This window comes from Cytobacillus gottheilii (assembly GCF_001636345.1).
Lineage (GTDB): Bacteria > Bacillota > Bacilli > Bacillales > Cytobacillaceae > Cytobacillus > Cytobacillus gottheilii.
In genome coordinates, this window is the sequence record NZ_KV440945.1 from 2980449 (window position 1) to 2999420 (window position 18972).

Genomic DNA, 18972 nt, shown 5'->3' on the forward strand with positions numbered 1-18972 from the left:
ATCTGCTGCACCTCCTCCATCACTTATTACGCTACATCATCGTCGGTTTGACAAAAATTAAATACTGGACATCTTGCTTGTCTTTTTCAAGCTTGAATTGTTCATAGCCGCATTCTGATAAGAAAGAAATCCACTCATTTTCCATGATCGGAACACCCGCATAAATTGCTTTATGACCCTTATCCTTCATTTCATCCGAGAGCTTGTCTAAAATCCTTTCACCAAAGCCTTTTCTTCTAAATCCAGAATGAACAAGCAATGTTCCAAGCCAAGGCTTTTTATTTGAAGGTGAAGACTGAGTGTGGTGAGATACGGAAATAGGAGTTCCGCCCAGTTCCCATACTCTCCATTCCCCTCCTGCATACTCATGATCCTTCAAAAAGGTTTCAAGAGTCCTATCTCCTAATTCAATTTCCTTCCACTTTGAACTCTGTGAAATTAAACTTTCGAAGAAGGGATAATCTGATTTTCCAAGCATTCTCCATGAAAGATTACCATTTTCCATTATGAAGATAATCCTTCATGATCTCATCATGCAATTCTTCATTGGCAAAAAAGACAGAGCCGCCTTCGAGCATATTAAGTTTTTCTCCCCTTAGGTTTGTTGCACGTCCTCCAAGCTCTTCAATGATAATCAACCCTGCCGCAAAATCCCAGGGAGCGAGCCTTAACGTTAAGTATGCATCAATCCGGCCAGTTGCCACATAAACAATTTCTAAAGCAGCTGAACCATATGAGCGTGTACCTCGGGATTTTTTTACAAGAGGTGTTAAAAGACTTGAATCAATCCGTCTGTTTTCTGTCACCCAAGTTGCATTTAAACCTAAGATTGATTCAGCTAGTTTCGTTTTGCGCATCTGAGGAATTTTTAAGTCATTGAGGTATGCCCCCTCACCTGAAATGGCATGATACAGTTCATCATGAACAACATCATAAATGAGGCCGATTTTCCCAACTCCATCTTCAAAGATTCCAATTGAAATAGCAAAATTACGCTGCTGATGCACAAAGTTCATCGTGCCGTCAATAGGATCAATGATCCACACAATGCCTTCTAATGACTGAACATCATCTCCAAAGCCTTCTTCTCCCAAGATACGGTGTTCCGGAAAGACACTGTTAATTTTTTCGATAAAAAAACGCTCTGTTGCCTGATCTATATCCGTTACTAAATCATTAGCATGTGACTTTGTCTGAATGGTTAATTCTTTAGAAAAAGAATCCTTTATTCTATCACTTGCTTCTTTAATCCACTTTTTTGCATATGTATCAATCTTTTTTAAATCTGTCATATAGTTAACATCCTTTTCTATAGGCTATTTTATTTTATCTCCAGATTGTTATTTCAAGTTGTTTAAAATACTTTTAGCTTAAAATAAGCCTGCAAAATATTCAAGTTTCACGAATATAACAACTGCACATTGATTGCGAAGTTCATGTTGGTTTTAACATCAATAAACGAACTCCCACGAATGATGGAAGTTCGTTTTTAATCCTGTTGTATAGATATTAAGAACATTTTTCCCCATTTTCTCCTTCTTAACTACATTTTATAAAGCTTTTAGCTTGAGAAGCTCATGTCTGATTTTTTCAAGCTTCTGCTTTGTTGTTGTTTTCAACTTGTCATTCTCGCTTGTCATTGCATCAAATAAAGTAGCCAGCTCATAATCAAGTTCCAATCTTAATACTGCTGTTCTTTCCTTTTCGCTTTTTTTCGTTTTGGTTGAATTTACAAGTTGTTTCATTAGACAATACACCCCTTCCAAGTTATCAACAAAGTTTTTCTTAAAAGATATTCAAGTCTTAAATTTTCTGATTATTTTTACTATTATCTTATGCTCTGTCTTCTGAATTGCAACAAAATTGTGCGATAACCTACCTTTTAATCTCATGCATTCTATTTCTTCTTTGCCTGCAGATTATGCTACAATATTTGACATAGTAAGAGGAGGTTTCAATATGACATTTTCAGGTTTTACAAATGATGATTTTTCGGTCTTCACTATAGATGGTCTTGATGAACGAATGGATGCTCTAAAGACTACCATCCGCCCAAAGCTAGACGATTTAGGCAAACACTTCTCAACGGTGCTATCGGCCGAGACTGGAAATGAGATTTTTCCGCATGTTGCCCGTCATGCCAGAAGAACCAAAAACCCGCCAAATGATACTTGGGTTGCATTTGCGTCAAGCCCCCGCGGTTATAAAATGCTGCCTCATTTTCAAATTGGTCTTTGGGAAACACATGTTTTCATTTGGTTTGCGATGATTTATGAAGCTCCAAATAAAGAAGAATACGGTAAAAAGCTAGAGGATCATCTTGATAAACTTTATCATGAAATTCCAAAAGATTTTGTTTGGTCAGGCGATCATACGAAGCCTGGAGTTTACAAACACAGTGATTTATCAAAAGATGAACTTAAAAACCTATTTATCCGTCTGCAAACTGTCAAAAAAGCTGAAATTCTCTGTGGCGTTAACATTAGCCGTGAGGATGCTATAAAGATGAATGGCAATGACTTTATCACAGCTGCAGATCATGTATTTAAAAAATTATTACCCTTCTATAAAATGGCGTAAACATAGTGAAATGGTACATTAAAATACAAAAAACCTCCCAAGGGAGGTTTTTTACTTTTTCATTTTGACTACATTGCCAGCTTCAGTTTCCTTAGCTGCTTTTACTGTACGAAATGGGGAATAGCCGCTCATTTCCTCAAAGTCATTGCATAGATTTCTTTCATCAGATTTTCCTGGCACAATTTCTTTAAAGCGACGGTATGACTTCATCAGTTCTTCACGTTCAATCCCTTTTTCGTATGCTCTTTCAATGCTTTGATAAAATTGGATTACATCAATAATTTCTTCAGTCTTCCAATGATGTTCAATCGGATATTGATATTCCAAAGGTCATCCTCCTTACGTTTTATCTCCTGCTGATTTTACTCTAAGTAGAATGCCAGCGCAAACATGTAAGCTTCTTTTTTGTGATGCTTGTAAGGGCTTTGCTCTGTCTAAAAATATGGAATAAAATGTTTTTAAACAAGATTATAAATTCTCCAATGAAAGAATGTTTATTTTATCCTTTTTACCCGAAAACTAATGGGGTATGAAGTTTCTATGCAAAGGCGATGAATAATGCTATAATGCAGATGTTTTATTGCAAATTAGAATTTAAAGAGGTGTGGAAATACATTGTCTCAAACTGAAACACCGTTATTTAGCGGCTTATTGGCACATGCAAAAAAGAATCCTGTACAATTCCATATTCCCGGTCATAAAAAAGGGACAGGAATTGACCCTGAATTTAAAGAATTTATTGGAGAAAATGCATTATCTATTGATTTAATTAATATTGGACCTCTGGATGACCTGCACCAGCCTAAAGGCATGATCAAGCAGGCACAAGACCTGGCAGCTGAAGCTTTTGGTGCTGAACATACATTTTTCTCAGTACAAGGAACCAGCGGAGCTATTATGACAATGGTTATGTCCGTCTGCGGCCCTGGCGATAAAATTATCGTACCCAGAAATGTTCATAAATCAGTTATGTCTGCCATTGTTTTTTCTGGTGCCACTCCTATTTTTATTCATCCCGAAATTGATACTGAGTTAGGGATATCTCATGGTATTACAACAGATTCTGTAGCAAGAGCTCTTGAGCAGCACCCTGATGCAAAAGGATTACTTGTTATTAATCCAACGTATTTTGGTGTATCTGCAGACTTAAAAAAAATTGTTGAAATATCACATTCATATAATGTTCCTGTTCTTGTCGATGAAGCACATGGAGTTCATATTCATTTTCATGAAAGCCTGCCGATGTCTGCCATGCAGGCTGGAGCAGATTTAGCCGCAACAAGTGTTCACAAACTTGGCGGTTCCATGACACAGAGCTCTGTTTTAAATATGCAAGGTAATCTCGTTTCACATAAGCGCGTACAATCGATTTTAAGCATGCTAACTACCACATCAACTTCATATCTTCTTCTCGCTTCATTAGACGTTGCCAGAAAAAGACTTGCAACGGAAGGACATGAACTAATTGAAAAAACAATTCAATTGGCACAGTCCATTCGAAAACGCATCAATGAACTCGATCACCTATATTGTGTAGGAGAAGAAGTATTAGAGACACATGCTGCTTATGATTACGATCCAACAAAGTTAATTATATCTGTAAAGGAACTGGGAATTAACGGCTTCGATGTTGAACTATGGCTGAGAGAGCGATATAACATCGAGGTTGAAATGTCTGACTTGTACAATATTTTATGTATTGTCACCCCAGGAGACACAGAGAAGGAAGCTGATATTCTAATCAATGCTTTAAGAGAGTTATCGATTGAATATCACGGAAAAGCTGAGAAGATTAATACGACTCAAGAGGTACTTTTGCCTCATATTCCTGTCCTTGCTTTAACTCCGCGTGACGCTTTTTATGCGGATACAGAGCTTGTTCCATTTGATGAGTCTGAAGGCAGAATTATTGCTGAATTTATCATGGTGTACCCTCCTGGCATTCCAATTTTTATACCTGGAGAAATCATCACGACCGATAACCTCCGTTATATTAAAACCAATATGGAAGCAGGATTGCCAGTTCAAGGGCCAGAGGATTATGACTTTAAATACTTGCGGGTTATTAAAGAACACCGGGCAATTCGATAAAAGATAAAATGCATTTTAATTTCGGGCAGACTTTGATCATGAAGCCTTTCGAATATGTAAAATAGCCGCCCATCTGATTGGGCGGCTTATATTACTTGCTAAAAAACTGGTCGTTTTCACCATCTATTTTCAAACTAACTTCTTCACTGTAAAGCTTTTTGACTGCACCAGCCTTACGGTTTCTTACTTCTCCTGCTGATTAGGCGGGTCACATTGGCAGCTTCCTTTTGAATATAATACAGTCACCTTTTCATCCTCGAAATGTTCGATAGTTGAATTACAAGTTTGGCATACGATTGTACCCATCTGCTCATCTCTCCCTTAATATCATATTCATTTATTGAAAGCGCTTTATCTACTATCTATAATAATATGACACTATTTAAAAATCAAGATCAAATTGTATAACACATTTAATTATTTTACATTATTGTATGTCATAATAAGTATTAATACAGCATATATGAATGACTTTTAATTGAGCAGACTGTTAATGAGTTTAATCAAGGGAACGAAGATTTGGATGTTTGGAGAATGCATAGGGAAACTGGAGATTATTACAATGCGCAAAGAAAGTTAGTGTTAAACCCGAACGACTCTGTATGCTTTTTTCAACTATTAGTCGCTCGGGCTTAATGTAAAGTTTTAGTACAATCATTTAAAATTAGTGTTCAAAGGAACTGAGAGACTGGCATAAAAAAATGGAAAAGCAGGATTGGCCTATTTGCAAGCCTTTCTTCACACAAACATCTGTGTTCTCACTTCAACTGGGCCAATAAGGTTCAACTTGATAAGCGCTTCGCAAAACACCATCTTTAACTAACATGTGTTCCTGGGATCGCATCTTTGAAAAATTGAACAAGATCTTCTGTTTGATTTGTGGTTTCAATTTTGAATATTTTCTGCACGGAATGCGAATCTTCGAGGTCAAGCGGATCAAGGAGGATCGAACGGCCAGTTTGCATACAGGTCACAAGAGGTTTTTTATAAAATAGATTTGTATAAACGATAGCAAAATCATAACGCTTTAACTTGGTTGCAAAGCCGGCAAAACGTACAGTTACATTTTCATGTTCATCATAAATTTTAGAAAAATTGTCCATATGGCACCTCCTTTTTTTCAAACTATTTAGAATACTATTGTATTGCGAACTTCTCATTTTATCAACCATAATTATTAATCGTTAATAAAGTTGTCATATGTTTTTATTCAATGATAGAATATTTAAGGGCATGATCTTAATACGTCGCAAGTAAACTAAATGATTATACATACTTTGAGGTGTCAGATGAATAAAAAAATTGTTGTAATCCTTTTGCTATCTTTAGCATTTACACTTATTTCGCCTTTCGTTTTTAATGCATTTGTTGCAGACAAACCTGCTGAGCTCCCATATAAAGCTGTTTTTGGTGCACCATTTCCTTATTTAGGACAAGTAAAGGAGCTTCCGGAAGATACTGCCTCCTATCCTGTCATAGTGGAGTTCAATTCACCATTTGAGGAAGAGACAGACTTTAGCGTTATTCCTTTCGCTTTATCTCTGCTTTGTTTTTTTCTGCTTTTCTTCTCTATTTATACCATCATCGCAAGATTTATGGACCGGAAGCCTGCAGAAAAGGAGCCTAAATAAGGCTCCTTTTTTATAATTATTTAATTGTCTCAGGATCTGCAATAATATATCCTTTTGCCTGCAGACCTGTCACAATGTCTTCCATAGCTTCCATCGTCCACTGCCGATCATGCATGAGTAAATTTGCACCGTTGTTTAAATAGGGGCTATTGACCATGATATCAGCAATTGCTTCTTTTGTTTGATACTCCTGCTCCCAATCATACCCATATGTCCAGTTCATGATGGTCATATTTTCTTCTGCAGCTACCTTTTTACTATAGTCTGTATTAGAACCAAAAGGTGCTCTGAAGAATCGTGGTCTTTCACCAGTTATTTCTTCAACCATATCATTAACCTTTACTATTTCTTGCTTTTGCTCTTCTTCTGATAGATCCTTTAAATTGTTGTGTCCATATGTATGATTCCCAATAGCAAATCCAAGATCATAAATTTCTTTTATGACATCTTCCTTTTCAGGAGAGTTAATCAAATGACCGTTAACAAAAAAGATTGCCTTTACATCAAGTTTTTTTAGAGTCTGCGCCATCTTTAATGCATGTGCATCCGGTGCATCATCAATGGTTAAAAGAGCTACTTTTGGATTCGCATCTGAAATAGGATCTACTGTCCATGTATTTTCATTAATTTGATATTGTTTTTCAACTTCTTTACTTTCTGCTTCTTGTGAGCCTGCTGCAGACTGAGTTTCTTCTTCTTCTTCATTCATTCCCTCTGCTTGTTCTTCTTCTTCACGATCCTGTTTCTCTAGCTCAGAATGGTTATTGCTTTCCGTCTGCTCCTGCGATGCTTGTCCATTCACCTCTTCAGCAGAATTGGATTCATTATCAGTTGCACAGCCTTGTAAAAAAATGAATGTCAGAAGCAGTGCAAATATACTTTTTATTCTCATGCTGTCCCTCCTCGCTCCTAATTATAAACTAGTGCTTTTCAATTTCAATGAAGACAAATCTTAGCTGACTCAAGAATGTACAGAACTTCTTTACGAAGATCTGGAGCGCATAACTAAAGAAATATACCCTAAACATTCTTTACTCAAACCACTACGGCCATAATGGCATGAAAAGAACCATACACCGCTAAACTTACCATCGTTGCAACAAATGTCTTTCGTGTGGATTTTATAATATAATGGCCAATGATGACAGCAAGATAAAGAAACACAAAAAACATTAACGCTTTAAATACTAATTGATCATACTTCGAAAGCCATTCAATAAAGGTAAACCCGCTCCATATAATGAGCTGTATGATAACTGCTGTATAAACCTTCACACCATCATCACCGCCTTTTAAATACACTAAATTTATGGATTTTCTAGAAATTTAAAGTTAACCTTTACTCCTCGCAAACAGGGCTTAGCAAGCGCCTTCCGCTTTTCTATTTACTCTCCCCTTTTTTTGATAATGAAAACCTGGTTTATTTGAAATATATGTTGAAGGTTTTGCTTGTATTTTTCATTTATATAACATTTAGGTGACATTTGCGGTTTCGGCAGTAGACCGTGATAAAATACTTATGTATAGAGGGCAATTTGTAAGATTTCGGAAAAAATGTGTGTAAAGTGAGGCAGAGAAATGATGAAAGGCATGCTTTTACTTTTATTTAGTGCTCTATTTATCTTAACATCCTCCTCTTGCAGTAAAGCAGAGTCGCCTGACCTGGAGATTAATGAAGATATACAACAAATACTGTTCTTTTCTGACGAGGCAAATTATCGTCAAGAAGTGGCTTATTATGATGCTATCATTGAATTAAAGCAAAAATACCCAGAAGCCATAAAAAATATGAAGATTATTTATGAAAATAAAAAGCAATATTTAGATCAATTTGAGTTAGAGCGCAGTCCAGCGATGGTTTTAGTATATGAAGATCAGACACTCGTAAAGGTAGATGGAATTGTAAAAAAAGATCAAATTATAGAACCAATTGAAAACGCACTTGAACAGTATGAATAAATATATAGTTAAAAAAAGACTTCTATACAACTGAAGTCTTTTTTCAAATCCTTAATAAAAAGAGGCTGGGACAAATAGTCTCAGTCAATGAAAAAAAGTGAAATCGCTCGTCGATTTCACTTTTTTCTTATGTATTTTGGTCTTAGGTAGGCAAGATCTTACGCTCTTGCCGCAGATTTTCTTATATTCACGGCCATTAACGCGAGGCCGATTTCGTTATCGACTTTTGATTGACCGCGAACCGAAAACCGAGTGAAACCCAAATTAGCCTTCAAGAATCCAAAAACTGGCTCCACGTCTGTTTTGCGTTGACGGTAAATGGCAGCCGTTTCTTCTTCCGAAAGCTTTGTCTTTACATATTCTTTTTGCTGTTCCCATTTCTCGTTGATCATGAGTTTACGATTTGTACCTACTTGTGCTTTTGTACAAAACGATCGCAATGGGCAGTCTGAACAGTCCTCGCATTCATAAACCTTTAATTGTCGCTTGTAACCACTTTTATCGGAACGAGTTGAATGGTATTGAAACATGACCTTTTTGTCATTCGGACAAGTGAACGTATCACTTTCCTTATCATACTCCCAGTTACTTGTTTTGAAGGGATCTTGTTTGAACTTTTTCTTTTGCTCATTTAAGTAGTGATTATACGTAATAAGCGGTGTACAGCTGCGTTTTGTCAAAATGTCATCATAATTTTGTTCGCTTCCATAACCGGCATCTGCCACAATGTATTTCGGCAACGAAAAGAATTCCTGTTCAATTCGGTCAAGAAAGGGGATTAATGTTTTGGTATCCGTCGGGTTTGGAAACACATCATAAGCCAGTGCGTATTGTCCTTCTGTCGCGATTTGTACATTATAGCCAGCCTTTAATTGTCCGTTTTGCATATAGTCATCTTTCATTCGCATGAAAGTTGCATCCTGATCCGTTTTTGAATAGCTGTTTCTTGTGCCAAACATGTTAAAATCCTTTTCATACTTCTGTTTGCGGGCAATCCAATCGTTCAGTTGTTTTACCATTTGTTTTGGTGACTTCCGTTCACTCCGAAGCTGTTTACGCTCTTCTGCATCATCAGAGCTCTCAATTTTTTGTGTATAATCATCGACTACTTCATCTAGTTGTTTGGCGACTTGCTTTAACTCTTCAATCGAAAGCTGTTCTTCATTCTCTCTTTTTATTTCAGGAATGATTTCATTTTCAAGGAGCTGGCTGTATAACTGATTAGACTTTTCAATGAGATTGGCATGGAATTTTTCAATGGCTTTCTTCCATACAAACGTGAATTTATTAGCGTTCGCCTCAATTTTTGTGCCATCAATAAAGATCGCTTCTTGATCAATCAGGTTCTCCTGAACCAGCTGACATCGGAATTGGACGAAACATTGGCGTATTAATTCTTTCATTTCGGGGTGTACACGGAACCGGTTGATCGTGCGGTAGCTTGGCTCATATCCTTGTGCGAGCCACATCATGCGGATACTATCTTTCAATAATCCTTCTATTTTACGACCAGAGAAAGTAGATTGCGTGTAGCCGCATAAAATAATTTTCAGCATCATGCGTGGATGATAGGATGGACAGCCAGTCTGTCGGCTAAAGGAATGAAAAGCTTCTTGAGGAATACTTTCGACTAAATGATGGATGGAAAAGGCGATATCATTTTCTTGTAATTTCACTGCTAAATCTAAAGGCAAAATAATTTGATTCATGTTATAATCTTTAAACATAAGGACCCTTCTTTCTGATTGAATTTGTTGTGGTGACTTTATTTTATCAGAAGTGGTCCTTATTTTTATTTAAAAATGATAAAAGCCGGTGAAATTTTACAATGAGTAAAATTTCACCGGCTTTTTTATCTTGGAGGTAGGTTTTGTCCCAGCCTCTTTTACTTTATTTTACAATGTGAATTGGCATTCCAAGAGCTACTTCTGCAGCTTCCATTGTGATTTCACCTAAAGTTGGGTGAGCATGGATTGTCATTGCAAGGTCTTCTGCAGTCATTCCAGACTCAATCGCTAAACCAAGTTCAGCAATCATATCAGAAGCATTTGTACCAGCAATTTGAGCACCGATGATTAACCCATCTTCTTTACGAGTTACAAGCTTTAAGAATCCGTCTGTGCTATCTAGTGCAAGTGCACGGCCGTTAGCTGCAAATGGGAACTTCGCAGCAACTACATCGATTCCTTCATCTTTTGCTTGCTTCTCAGTATAACCAACTGTTGCTAATTCAGGCTCAGAGAAAACAACAGCAGGAATTGCTAAATAGTCAATTTCAGCGTTGTGGCCAGAGATAGCTTCAGCAGCAATTTTACCTTCGTAAGAAGCTTTATGAGCAAGTGGAGGACCTTCAACGATATCACCGATAGCATAGATATTGCTTACGCTAGTACGGCATTGCTTATCAATTTCGATTACTCCACGATCAGTCATCTTGATGCCTACTTGCTCAAGACCAAGCTCATCTGTATTTGGACGGCGTCCAACCATTACAAATACGTAGTCAGCGTCTACAGACTTCTCTTCGCCGCTCACTTCATATTTAACTGTAACGCCAGTTTCTGTTTCTTCAACACCTTTTGCAAGTGCCTTAGTAATAATTTCAGCACCCTTTTTCTTAAGGTTGCGTGTTACTAGAGATGACATTTGTTTTTCAAAGCCATTCAGAATATCATCTGCACCCTCAAGAATTGTTACTTTCGTGCCAAAGTTTGCATATGCTCCGCCAAGCTCAGTACCTACGTAACCTCCGCCAATTACAACAATGCTTTCAGGAATCTCTTCAAGAGCTAATGCACCAGTAGAGTCAAGAACACGCTTTGTGTATTTGAAAGTTGGTAATTCGATTGGACGTGAGCCAGTAGCGATAATCGCATTTTTAAAAGTATACGTTTGAGCAGAGTTATCATCCATTACACGAAGTGTGTTAGCATCAACAAAGTATGCTTCACCGCGAACGATATCTACCTTGTTTCCTTTTAAAAGGCCTTCAACACCGCCTGTAAGCTTCTTAACTACGCTGCCTTTCCATTCTTGCACTTTTGAAAAGTCAACCTTAACGTTTTCAGTCGTAATTCCCATTACAGAAGAACCTTGTGCCTCTTCATAACGGTGACCAGCAGTGATTAATGCTTTTGAAGGGATACATCCAACATTCAAACATACGCCCCCAAGGTTGCCGCGTTCAATAATTGTAACTTTTTGACCAAGCTGTGCTGCACGAATAGCTGCAACATACCCCCCTGGACCTGCACCAATGACTATAGTATCTGTTTCAATCGGGAAATCTCCTACTACCATTTGTTACGCCTCCATTAACAATAGTTCTGGATCATTAAGTAAACGCTTGATGTGGTTAAGTGCATTTTGAGCTGTTGCACCATCAATCATACGGTGGTCAAAGCTTAATGACAATGCTAAAACTGGTGCAGCAACAATTTCGCCATCCTTCACAACAGGCTTTTCTGCGATACGGCCAACACCAAGAATTGCTACTTCAGGGTGATTGATTACTGGAGTAAACCATTGTCCGCCAGCTGATCCGATATTAGAAATTGTGCATGAAGCACCTTTCATTTCGTTAGGTGCCAGTTTACCATCACGAGCCTTGCCTGCAAGTTCATTAATTTCGTTTGAAATTGCAAATGGTGATTTACGGTCAGCATCTTTTACAACTGGAACAAGCAAGCCTTTTTCAGTATCAGCTGCGATTCCGATATTGTAATAATGCTTGTGGATGATTTCGCCAGCTTCATCATCAAGTGATGTGTTTAATGCTGGGAATTCACGTAATGCACTTGTTAATGCTTTTACTACATACGGAAGGAATGTTAATTTGATTCCTTTGCTTGCAGCTACTTCTTTGAATTTCTTGCGGTGAGCAACTAGTTTTGTTACATCAACTTCATCCATTAAAGTAACGTGTGGTGCCGTATGTTTAGAGTTTACCATAGCTTTCGCGATTGCTTTACGGATTCCGCTCATTTTTTCGCGAGTTTCTGGATATTCTCCAGCAGGAACAGCCGCAGCTGCTGCAGGTGCTGCAGTTTCTTCTGCTTTAGGTGCTGATTCTTGAACTGGAGCAGCTGCTTGAGCTCCGCCATTTAAGAATGCTTCGATATCATCTTTCTGGACACGGCCGTTCTTTCCGCTTCCAGCGACTTGACGAATGTCAACACCTTTATCACGAGCAAATTTTCTAACTGATGGCATTGCAATAATGCGGCGGTTTGGATCCACATCAGTTTGAGAAATTGCTACACCTTCTTTTTTCTCTTCTTGAACTGGAGCTTCTTCTTTCTTTACTTCCTGGCCAGCTTCAGCAGTTGCTTGAACTTGTGCTTCTGTTTTCTTGTCAGCAGCAGGTGCTTCATCATCGTGATCACCTTTAAATTTCAAGTCTTCATATCCTGGAGCGTCGAAAGAAATTAGAACTTCTCCAACTGTTGCAACAGTACCTTCTCCAACATGAATTTCTTCAACTTTCCCTTTAACTGGAGATGGAATTTCTACTACCGCTTTATCATTTTGAACTTCACATAATACATCATCTTCTTGAACTTCATCGCCTGGTTTAACAAACCATTTTACGATTTCGCCTTCATGGATACCTTCACCGATATCAGGCAATCTAAATTGAAATGCCACTGAATTCAACCTCCTATTGATTTACTTTCTATTTCATAAAAGGGGGTAACCCCCCTGCCAATTAGAAATTAAGTACTTTATTAGCTGTTTCGATAATATCTTTGAAATTTGGAAGCCAAACCGTTTCAGCTTGCGGGAACGCAAACACTGTATCTGGAGCAGCTACACGCAATACTGGAGCTTCAAGGCTTAAAATTGCACGGTCGTTGATTTCAGCAACAACATTCGCTGCAATACCAGCTTGTTTCTGAGCTTCTTGAACAACGATTGCACGGCCTGTTTTCTCAACAGAAGCAATAATTGTTTCAATATCGATTGGGCTTACTGTACGCAAGTCAATAACCTCAGCTGATTTACCATCTTTTTGAAGCTCATCTGCTGCTTTTAATGCTTCATGTACCATTGCTCCGTAAGTCACGATTGTTACATCTGTACCTTCGCGCTTAACTTCAGCAACACCCAATGGGATTGTATATTCTTCTTCAGGTACCTCTTCACGGAAAGAGCGGTATAATTTCATGTGCTCTAAGAAAATGACAGGGTCATTATCACGAATAGCAGAAATTAATAGTCCCTTTGCATCATATGGAGAAGAAGGGATTACCACTTTAAGACCAGGCTGCTGTGCCATTAATCCTTCAAGGCTGTCAGCGTGCATCTCAGGAGTATGTACGCCGCCGCCAAATGGTGAACGAATTGTTACTGGTGCGTTGTAGCGTCCGCCAGAACGGTAGCGCATACGAGCAAGCTGGCCGGAAATGGAATCCATTACTTCATAAACGAAACCAAAGAATTGAATTTCAGGAACTGGACGGAATCCTTGTAAACCAAGGCCAACTGCCAACCCGCCGATTCCGGATTCAGCTAGAGGCGTGTCGAATACGCGATCTTCGCCGAACTCTTTTTGCAGGCCTTCTGTCGCACGGAAAACTCCGCCGTTTACGCCTACATCCTCACCGAATACAAGTACATTCGGGTCATTGCGCAATTCTGTGCGCAAGGCATCAGTAATTGCTTGAATCATAGTCATTTGCGCCATGGCTTACTTCGACTCCTTTTCTTTATAAATTTCATATTGTTCTTTAAGGTTTTGAGGCATTTCTTCGTACATGATCTCCATTAGATCAGTAACTTTTTGCTTAGGAGTATCATCAGCAACTTTAATTGCATCTTTAATATCTTCCTTCGCCTTTTCGATCACTTCGTTTTCCATTTCTTCATTCCAGATGCCTTTTTCTTCTAGGAACTTACGGAAACGGACAAGCGGATCTTTTTTCTCCCACTCATTATCAAGGTCTGATGTACGGTAGCGAGTCGGATCATCACCAGCCATTGTGTGCGGGCCATAACGGTATGTTAATGTTTCAATTAATGTTGGACCTTCGCCATTAAGAGCGCGCTCACGAGCATCGCGAACAGCTGCATATACAGCAAGAGGATCCATTCCATCAACCTGAATTCCAGGAATCCCTGCAGCTACAGCTTTTTGAGCAATTGTGCCAGCAGCAGATTGCTTTTCTACAGGTGTAGAGATTGCGAAACGGTTATTTTGAACAACGAAAATTGCTGGAGCTTTGTATGCACCCGCAAAGTTGATTCCTTCGTAGAAATCACCCTGAGAAGCACCGCCATCACCTGTATAAGTGATTGCAACAGCTTTCTCACCGCGTTTTTTCATACCAAGCGCTACACCAGCTGCTTGAATATACTGAGCACCAATGATAATTTGAGGAGCGATTACATTTACACCCTCAGGGATGTTTCCACCTTCATAATGTCCTCTTGACCATAGGAAAGCTTGAGATAAAGGTAAGCCATGCCAGATGATTTGAGGAACATCACGGTATCCAGGAAGAATGAAATCTTCTTTTTCAAGAGCAAATTGAGAAGCTAATTGAGAAGCCTCTTGGCCAGCTGTAGGTGCATAGAAACCTAAACGGCCTTGTCTATTTAATGAAATTGAGCGCTGATCAAGAATGCGAGTATAAACCATACGGCGCATTAATTCCTGTAATTGCTCATCTGATAACTCAGGCATTGCAGATTCGTTAACGATCTTGCCCTCTTCATTTAAAATCTGTAGCGTCTGAAACTGTTCTTCCACTTTTTCGCGTTGCTTTTTCGCATCGAAATGTGTGTTCTTCGTTTTTGAAGCCATCAAAGTCACCCTTTCTTTTTTTAAAAAGACGTCATTCATATGAGTAAAAATACACAATTTATAGGTTGCCCAAGTTTGCCGCAGTTTAGATTACAATTTGTCAAATAAAGACGAAAAAACATCCTGCAAATGATAATCTTCGTGCGCAGCTGTTTAAAGGAAACCCTTTCAGCAAAAAATAATAAAGCTTCTCTATTATTTTCCCACAGATGAGATGTATAAAAACGTCTTTATTTTTTCTCCCATTACCATCTTATTCTGTATCAATCCTTTTTGCAACAAAATTGATACACGCCTCATACGATTTATAGTTTAATATAATTATCGATATCTAGTCAATCAAATGAACTATTGTTTTTTTTGATTGAATAACTTTTTTAAGTGTATTCCAAATAAAAGGAACTGTATCACCCGACAATCATCATCTGTATTATAAAAGAAATAAATTTATCTCGTGTTATACTAAAGCATCAATAGGAATTATTTTTTCCATATAATAGTTTTTCGTACAACATACAAATTTCGACAAGAAGAAAGAAACAACTAAATGAATCATCGTAACACTCTTTCCTCTACATGACACTTTACTCACCCTAAACAGGAAATTCCGCTTGCTTCTTCTTTGTTCAAGTCATTGTTTTATTCACAGTTAAGAAGGCTATTATCTCTCCGGCAGGCAACAGTGCTTTAAAATCGCACTCGCTCCTCCCAGGAAAGATGTTCTTTAAGGGTCAATAGCGGTTTAGTTAAATTCCTATATAAATGTACAAAAAAACCGGAACATTATGTAGATATTAAGGAAATATCCATCTAATGTTCCGGGCTTCTTTATTTGACTGATATACTAAGACTTTTTATTATCTTATTCATCTTCTGTATTTACATTTAGTCCAGCTGCCTGATAAAAAGATAACTTTATTTCATTATAATCAGCTGTTTTTTCATTGAATTTTTTATTCGTCTCAAGGACCTGCTCATATGAATCATTAATTAAAGTAATCTGCTCTTCCAATTGCTCTAATTGCAGATCTTTTGTTTTGAAAAGCTCATACAATTGTTTATCATTATTTAATGCTTCGGAATATTGATTATACAACGCATCATGCAATTCATATCTGTCCATCATCGTATCGTATAATTGCTGTGCTTCACTCTTCAACTCTTCTTCTTCCATCTCTTCAATAAGATCAGGGATCTTTTGAAACTCTTCTTTAGAAGCGTCGATGCTTTGTTTTTCTTCGTTCATATGCTCTTCACGCTGATCGGCAGATGCGAGTGCTTCATCTGATAACTTTTGAATTTCTTCAAATTCCTTCATACTTAAGGCAATAATTTGATCATACAGTTCCTTTTCTTGCTTTTCCAGTTCAACAAGCGGGGTTTGCTGTTCTTCAAATCCTTTTTCGGCCGCAACTGCATCTTCTAGTACAGTGTGCATTTTTTCAGCTGGTGTTTCAGAATTCAAACAGCCTGATAAAAGCACCATACTCATCAATAGGACACTGATCCACATTCCCGATTTTAATTTATTCATCTATAATCCCCCTAACTTCATTCCTTACTATATCTACTGTTGGTATATTTGGCAAATACTCTTGTATCAATTTTACAATATAAAGCTTGTCCTATCACAACCTATGCTGAACTCTTTTCATTTATTCCTTAGGCACGGGCCTACACAAACAGAACACATCATACATAGGCTATATTAATCGTCCGATAATAAATATTAAAAAGCACTGCAGATGTGGACGATATTCTACTTTAGGGAGGTTATCCTTCATGTATGGATATGGCGGATACGGATATGGTTGTTCTTACCCAGGTTATGTAGCTGGTTCAGGCTATGGCAAAGGGTTTGCTTTGATTGTTGTATTGTTTATTCTTTTGATCATTGTTGGCTGTTCTTGCTGGAAATTCTAAATCATTTTTACGGGAGAGAGCTCTTAATTGAGCTGTCTCCTATTTGTTCCACAATTTTTATATGATAAACATCAACTGTTTTATTAACATTTGCTGTTTTGTTTGATAGACTATTTTCATACATAAGTTCAACAGGAGTGAAGTACATGATTACAATGACCGATATCATACGTGATGGACATCCGACTTTAAGAAAAGTGGCAGAGGAAGTACAGCTTCCACCTGCACAAGAAGATAAAGAAATTTTATCGAGTCTTTTAGAGTACGTTAAAAATAGTCAGGATCCTGAAATTTCTGCAAGGTACGGGTTACGCGGAGGGGTTGGACTTGCAGCACCTCAAATTAATATTTCAAAACGAATGATTGCTGTGCATACTACCGATCCAAACGGAGAATTATTCAGCTATGCTCTTTTCAACCCTAGAATTATCAGCCATTCAGTGGAGCAGTCCTATATCACTTCTGGTGAAGGCTGCCTGTCTGTGGATGAGAATATCCCAGGGTTTGTGCCGCGCTACGCCCGCGTAACCGTGAAAGGATATGACCTTGATGGGAATGAAATTAAGCTAAGGCTAAAAGGTCTTCCTGCCGTTGTATTTCAGCATGAAATCGACCATTTAAATGGCATTATGTTTTACGATCATATTGATCAGAATGAACCGCTTAAACCGATTGAGGATGCCATTCCTATCGAGAGATAAAAAGAAAACTTGCCAGCATGGCAAGTTTTCTTTTTGTGTTTAGATTAAATTCATCTCTTTTAAGCCTTTCCAAATGCCATCCTGATCGACATCAGCTGTTACGTATTTTGCAACTTCCTTCAGCTGTGGAACAGCATTTCCCATAGCAACACCGTTTCCGACCGTTTTAAGCATTTCTATATCGTTTAAACCGTCACCAAATGCATATACATCTTCCATTTTAAACCCAAGCCGTTCGATCATTTTGGCGATTCCTTCCGCTTTTGATCCTCCAGCAGGCAAAACATCAATAGACAAATCATGCCAGCGAATAAAATGGAATTCTGGGAAGTCCGATACATATCCAGTTTCTTCTTTATTTTTGCAGAACACATTTACTTGATATATCTCGTTTTCCTTGTAGAAGTTAGTATCAAGGGCTGGATGAGGAAATTTTAAGCTTCCCATGCTTTCATCTATATATGAATGTTGTTCAACATTGGATTTCATCGTCTTTTCATTTAAAAAGACAAGCGGATGCCCCAGGTGTTCCGCATTTTGCAATAATTCTTCAATTTTTTCTATGTTTAGTGGATTTTTATAAATCGGTTCATTTTCAAAGACTACGTATTGACCATTAAAGCTCACAAATGAATCAATCTCCAGCTCTTCTCTTAATGACTCAAACATAAAAGGAGCTCTTCCAGTTGCAATAGCAACAAAAACTCCATTCTCCTGAAGCTGTTTAATAGCCTCTTTCGTTTTTATTGGCAATTTTTTTTCATGATCAAGCAAAGTCCCATCAATATCAAAAAAAACTATTTTACTCAAATGTCCAAACTCCCTCTCTTTTTTAGTACTGTATCCATAATATTTGTACAGCCTTAATTCTTAATTCTTCCTAAATAAATGCATGTATCACTTTTGGCAGTGCCTGACGCTATATGATAAAAGTGATGATATGTACGAAAACAAGGTTAAAAGGTTTCACATTACATATATGAATATGTTCTATTATTCTATGTCTTAACCGTTTTGGCCCAACCGAGCTACTCACAATTACAGCAGACTTTCTGAACAAACCTTTCACGTAAACACTACCCCCATAACCCTGCTGTGTCAATTAACGTTTTTTATATTCATAAATCAGGCACTTTAACATCATAATATAAACATAGACTAAAGTAGACGGAAGCCTGACCGCAGACATTATATCCTGATATATAAGATATGCCATAAGCACTAACATATTTTTCTAAAACAATGACATGTTCGCTTTACAAAGGACAAGGATCGTATAAAA

Annotated in this window: 20 protein-coding genes and 1 pseudogene; 6 read left to right on the forward strand and 15 right to left on the reverse strand. The window is 37.8% G+C overall.

What is annotated here, in order from left to right; genetic code table 11:
- Positions 1-31: 31 nt before the first annotated feature.
- From A6754_RS14415 to A6754_RS14425, 3 genes are all read right to left on the reverse strand, one after another.
- Positions 32-505: a GNAT family N-acetyltransferase gene (locus A6754_RS14415; RefSeq protein ID WP_066447025.1), complete on the reverse strand. Its 474-nt coding sequence runs from the start codon at positions 503-505 to the stop codon at positions 32-34.
- Positions 492-1292, reverse strand: coding sequence for an inositol monophosphatase family protein (locus tag A6754_RS14420; RefSeq protein ID WP_066447027.1), 801 nt, complete (start codon positions 1290-1292; stop codon positions 492-494). Before A6754_RS14420 ends, A6754_RS14415 begins: the two co-directional genes overlap by 14 nt.
- Before the next feature lie 258 nt (positions 1293-1550).
- On the reverse strand, positions 1551-1745 hold the full coding sequence (locus A6754_RS14425; RefSeq protein ID WP_066447031.1) for a YkzI domain-containing protein: 195 nt from the start codon (positions 1743-1745) through the stop codon (positions 1551-1553).
- A gap of 214 nt (positions 1746-1959) precedes the next feature.
- On the opposite strand from A6754_RS14425, the gene A6754_RS14430 reads away from it, so the two are divergent.
- Positions 1960-2580 carry a YktB family protein gene (locus tag A6754_RS14430; RefSeq protein WP_066447033.1) on the forward strand — a complete coding sequence of 207 codons (621 nt, stop codon included), beginning with the start codon at positions 1960-1962 and terminating at the stop codon, positions 2578-2580.
- 51 nt (positions 2581-2631) lie between these two features.
- Here A6754_RS14430 and A6754_RS14435 read toward each other — a convergent pair whose 3' ends face one another.
- A complete protein-coding gene (locus A6754_RS14435; protein ID WP_066447037.1) occupies positions 2632-2907 on the reverse strand; it encodes a UPF0223 family protein in 276 nt (91 codons plus the stop codon).
- A gap of 288 nt (positions 2908-3195) precedes the next feature.
- Between A6754_RS14435 and A6754_RS14440 the strand changes: the two genes are divergently transcribed.
- Positions 3196-4671 carry an aminotransferase class I/II-fold pyridoxal phosphate-dependent enzyme gene (locus tag A6754_RS14440; RefSeq protein WP_066447041.1) on the forward strand — a complete coding sequence of 492 codons (1476 nt, stop codon included), beginning with the start codon at positions 3196-3198 and terminating at the stop codon, positions 4669-4671.
- Between the two features lie 183 nt (positions 4672-4854).
- On the opposite strand, the gene A6754_RS22420 is transcribed toward A6754_RS14440, so the two are convergent.
- A complete protein-coding gene (locus A6754_RS22420) occupies positions 4855-4977 on the reverse strand; it encodes a GapA-binding peptide SR1P (RefSeq protein WP_082851693.1) in 123 nt (40 codons plus the stop codon).
- A gap of 509 nt (positions 4978-5486) precedes the next feature.
- Entirely contained in the window at positions 5487-5774 is a 288-nt protein-coding gene (locus tag A6754_RS14445; RefSeq protein ID WP_066447045.1) for a DUF3055 domain-containing protein, read from the reverse strand.
- A 186-nt stretch (positions 5775-5960) separates the two neighbouring features.
- Between A6754_RS14445 and A6754_RS14450 the strand changes: the two genes are divergently transcribed.
- Entirely contained in the window at positions 5961-6302 is a 342-nt protein-coding gene (locus A6754_RS14450; RefSeq protein WP_066447048.1) for a hypothetical protein, read from the forward strand.
- 16 nt (positions 6303-6318) lie between these two features.
- Here A6754_RS14450 and A6754_RS14455 read toward each other — a convergent pair whose 3' ends face one another.
- Positions 6319-7194, reverse strand: a complete 876-nt coding sequence (locus A6754_RS14455; RefSeq protein ID WP_066447050.1) for a polysaccharide deacetylase family protein — start codon at positions 7192-7194, stop codon at positions 6319-6321.
- 143 nt (positions 7195-7337) lie between these two features.
- Positions 7338-7577, reverse strand: a complete 240-nt coding sequence (locus A6754_RS14460) for a hypothetical protein (RefSeq protein WP_066447053.1) — start codon at positions 7575-7577, stop codon at positions 7338-7340.
- 303 nt (positions 7578-7880) lie between these two features.
- Between A6754_RS14460 and A6754_RS14465 the strand changes: the two genes are divergently transcribed.
- Positions 7881-8261, forward strand: a complete 381-nt coding sequence (locus tag A6754_RS14465; protein ID WP_066447060.1) for a hypothetical protein — start codon at positions 7881-7883, stop codon at positions 8259-8261.
- Positions 8262-8428: 167 nt separating this feature from the next.
- Here the strand turns inward: A6754_RS14465 and A6754_RS14470 are convergent.
- From A6754_RS14470 to A6754_RS14495, 6 genes and pseudogenes are all read right to left on the reverse strand, one after another.
- Positions 8429-9988 (reverse strand): annotated as a pseudogene (locus A6754_RS14470) (IS1182 family transposase); the annotation flags it as partial.
- Between the two features lie 163 nt (positions 9989-10151).
- Positions 10152-11561 (reverse strand): dihydrolipoyl dehydrogenase, encoded by a 1410-nt coding sequence (gene lpdA / locus A6754_RS14475; RefSeq protein WP_066447064.1) that lies wholly within the window; start codon positions 11559-11561, stop codon positions 10152-10154.
- 3 nt (positions 11562-11564) lie between these two features.
- Positions 11565-12908, reverse strand: a complete 1344-nt coding sequence (locus A6754_RS14480) for a dihydrolipoamide acetyltransferase family protein (protein WP_066447067.1) — start codon at positions 12906-12908, stop codon at positions 11565-11567.
- 61 nt (positions 12909-12969) lie between these two features.
- A complete protein-coding gene (locus A6754_RS14485; protein WP_066447071.1) occupies positions 12970-13947 on the reverse strand; it encodes an alpha-ketoacid dehydrogenase subunit beta in 978 nt (325 codons plus the stop codon).
- 3 nt (positions 13948-13950) lie between these two features.
- A complete protein-coding gene (gene pdhA / locus A6754_RS14490) occupies positions 13951-15066 on the reverse strand; it encodes a pyruvate dehydrogenase (acetyl-transferring) E1 component subunit alpha (protein WP_066447075.1) in 1116 nt (371 codons plus the stop codon).
- Positions 15067-15928: 862 nt separating this feature from the next.
- Positions 15929-16600, reverse strand: a complete 672-nt coding sequence (locus A6754_RS14495; protein ID WP_066447079.1) for a YkyA family protein — start codon at positions 16598-16600, stop codon at positions 15929-15931.
- Between the two features lie 248 nt (positions 16601-16848).
- Between A6754_RS14495 and A6754_RS22425 the strand changes: the two genes are divergently transcribed.
- Positions 16849-16989: a YjcZ family sporulation protein gene (locus A6754_RS22425; protein ID WP_082851694.1), complete on the forward strand. Its 141-nt coding sequence runs from the start codon at positions 16849-16851 to the stop codon at positions 16987-16989.
- Positions 16990-17135: 146 nt separating this feature from the next.
- The gene (def, locus tag A6754_RS14500) at positions 17136-17690 is read left to right on the forward strand and encodes a peptide deformylase (RefSeq protein ID WP_066447082.1); all 555 of its coding nucleotides are present in this window, start codon (positions 17136-17138) and stop codon (positions 17688-17690) included.
- A gap of 39 nt (positions 17691-17729) precedes the next feature.
- On the opposite strand, the gene A6754_RS14505 is transcribed toward def, so the two are convergent.
- Positions 17730-18500, reverse strand: a complete 771-nt coding sequence (locus tag A6754_RS14505) for a Cof-type HAD-IIB family hydrolase (RefSeq protein WP_066447086.1) — start codon at positions 18498-18500, stop codon at positions 17730-17732.
- Positions 18501-18972 lie beyond the last annotated feature (472 nt).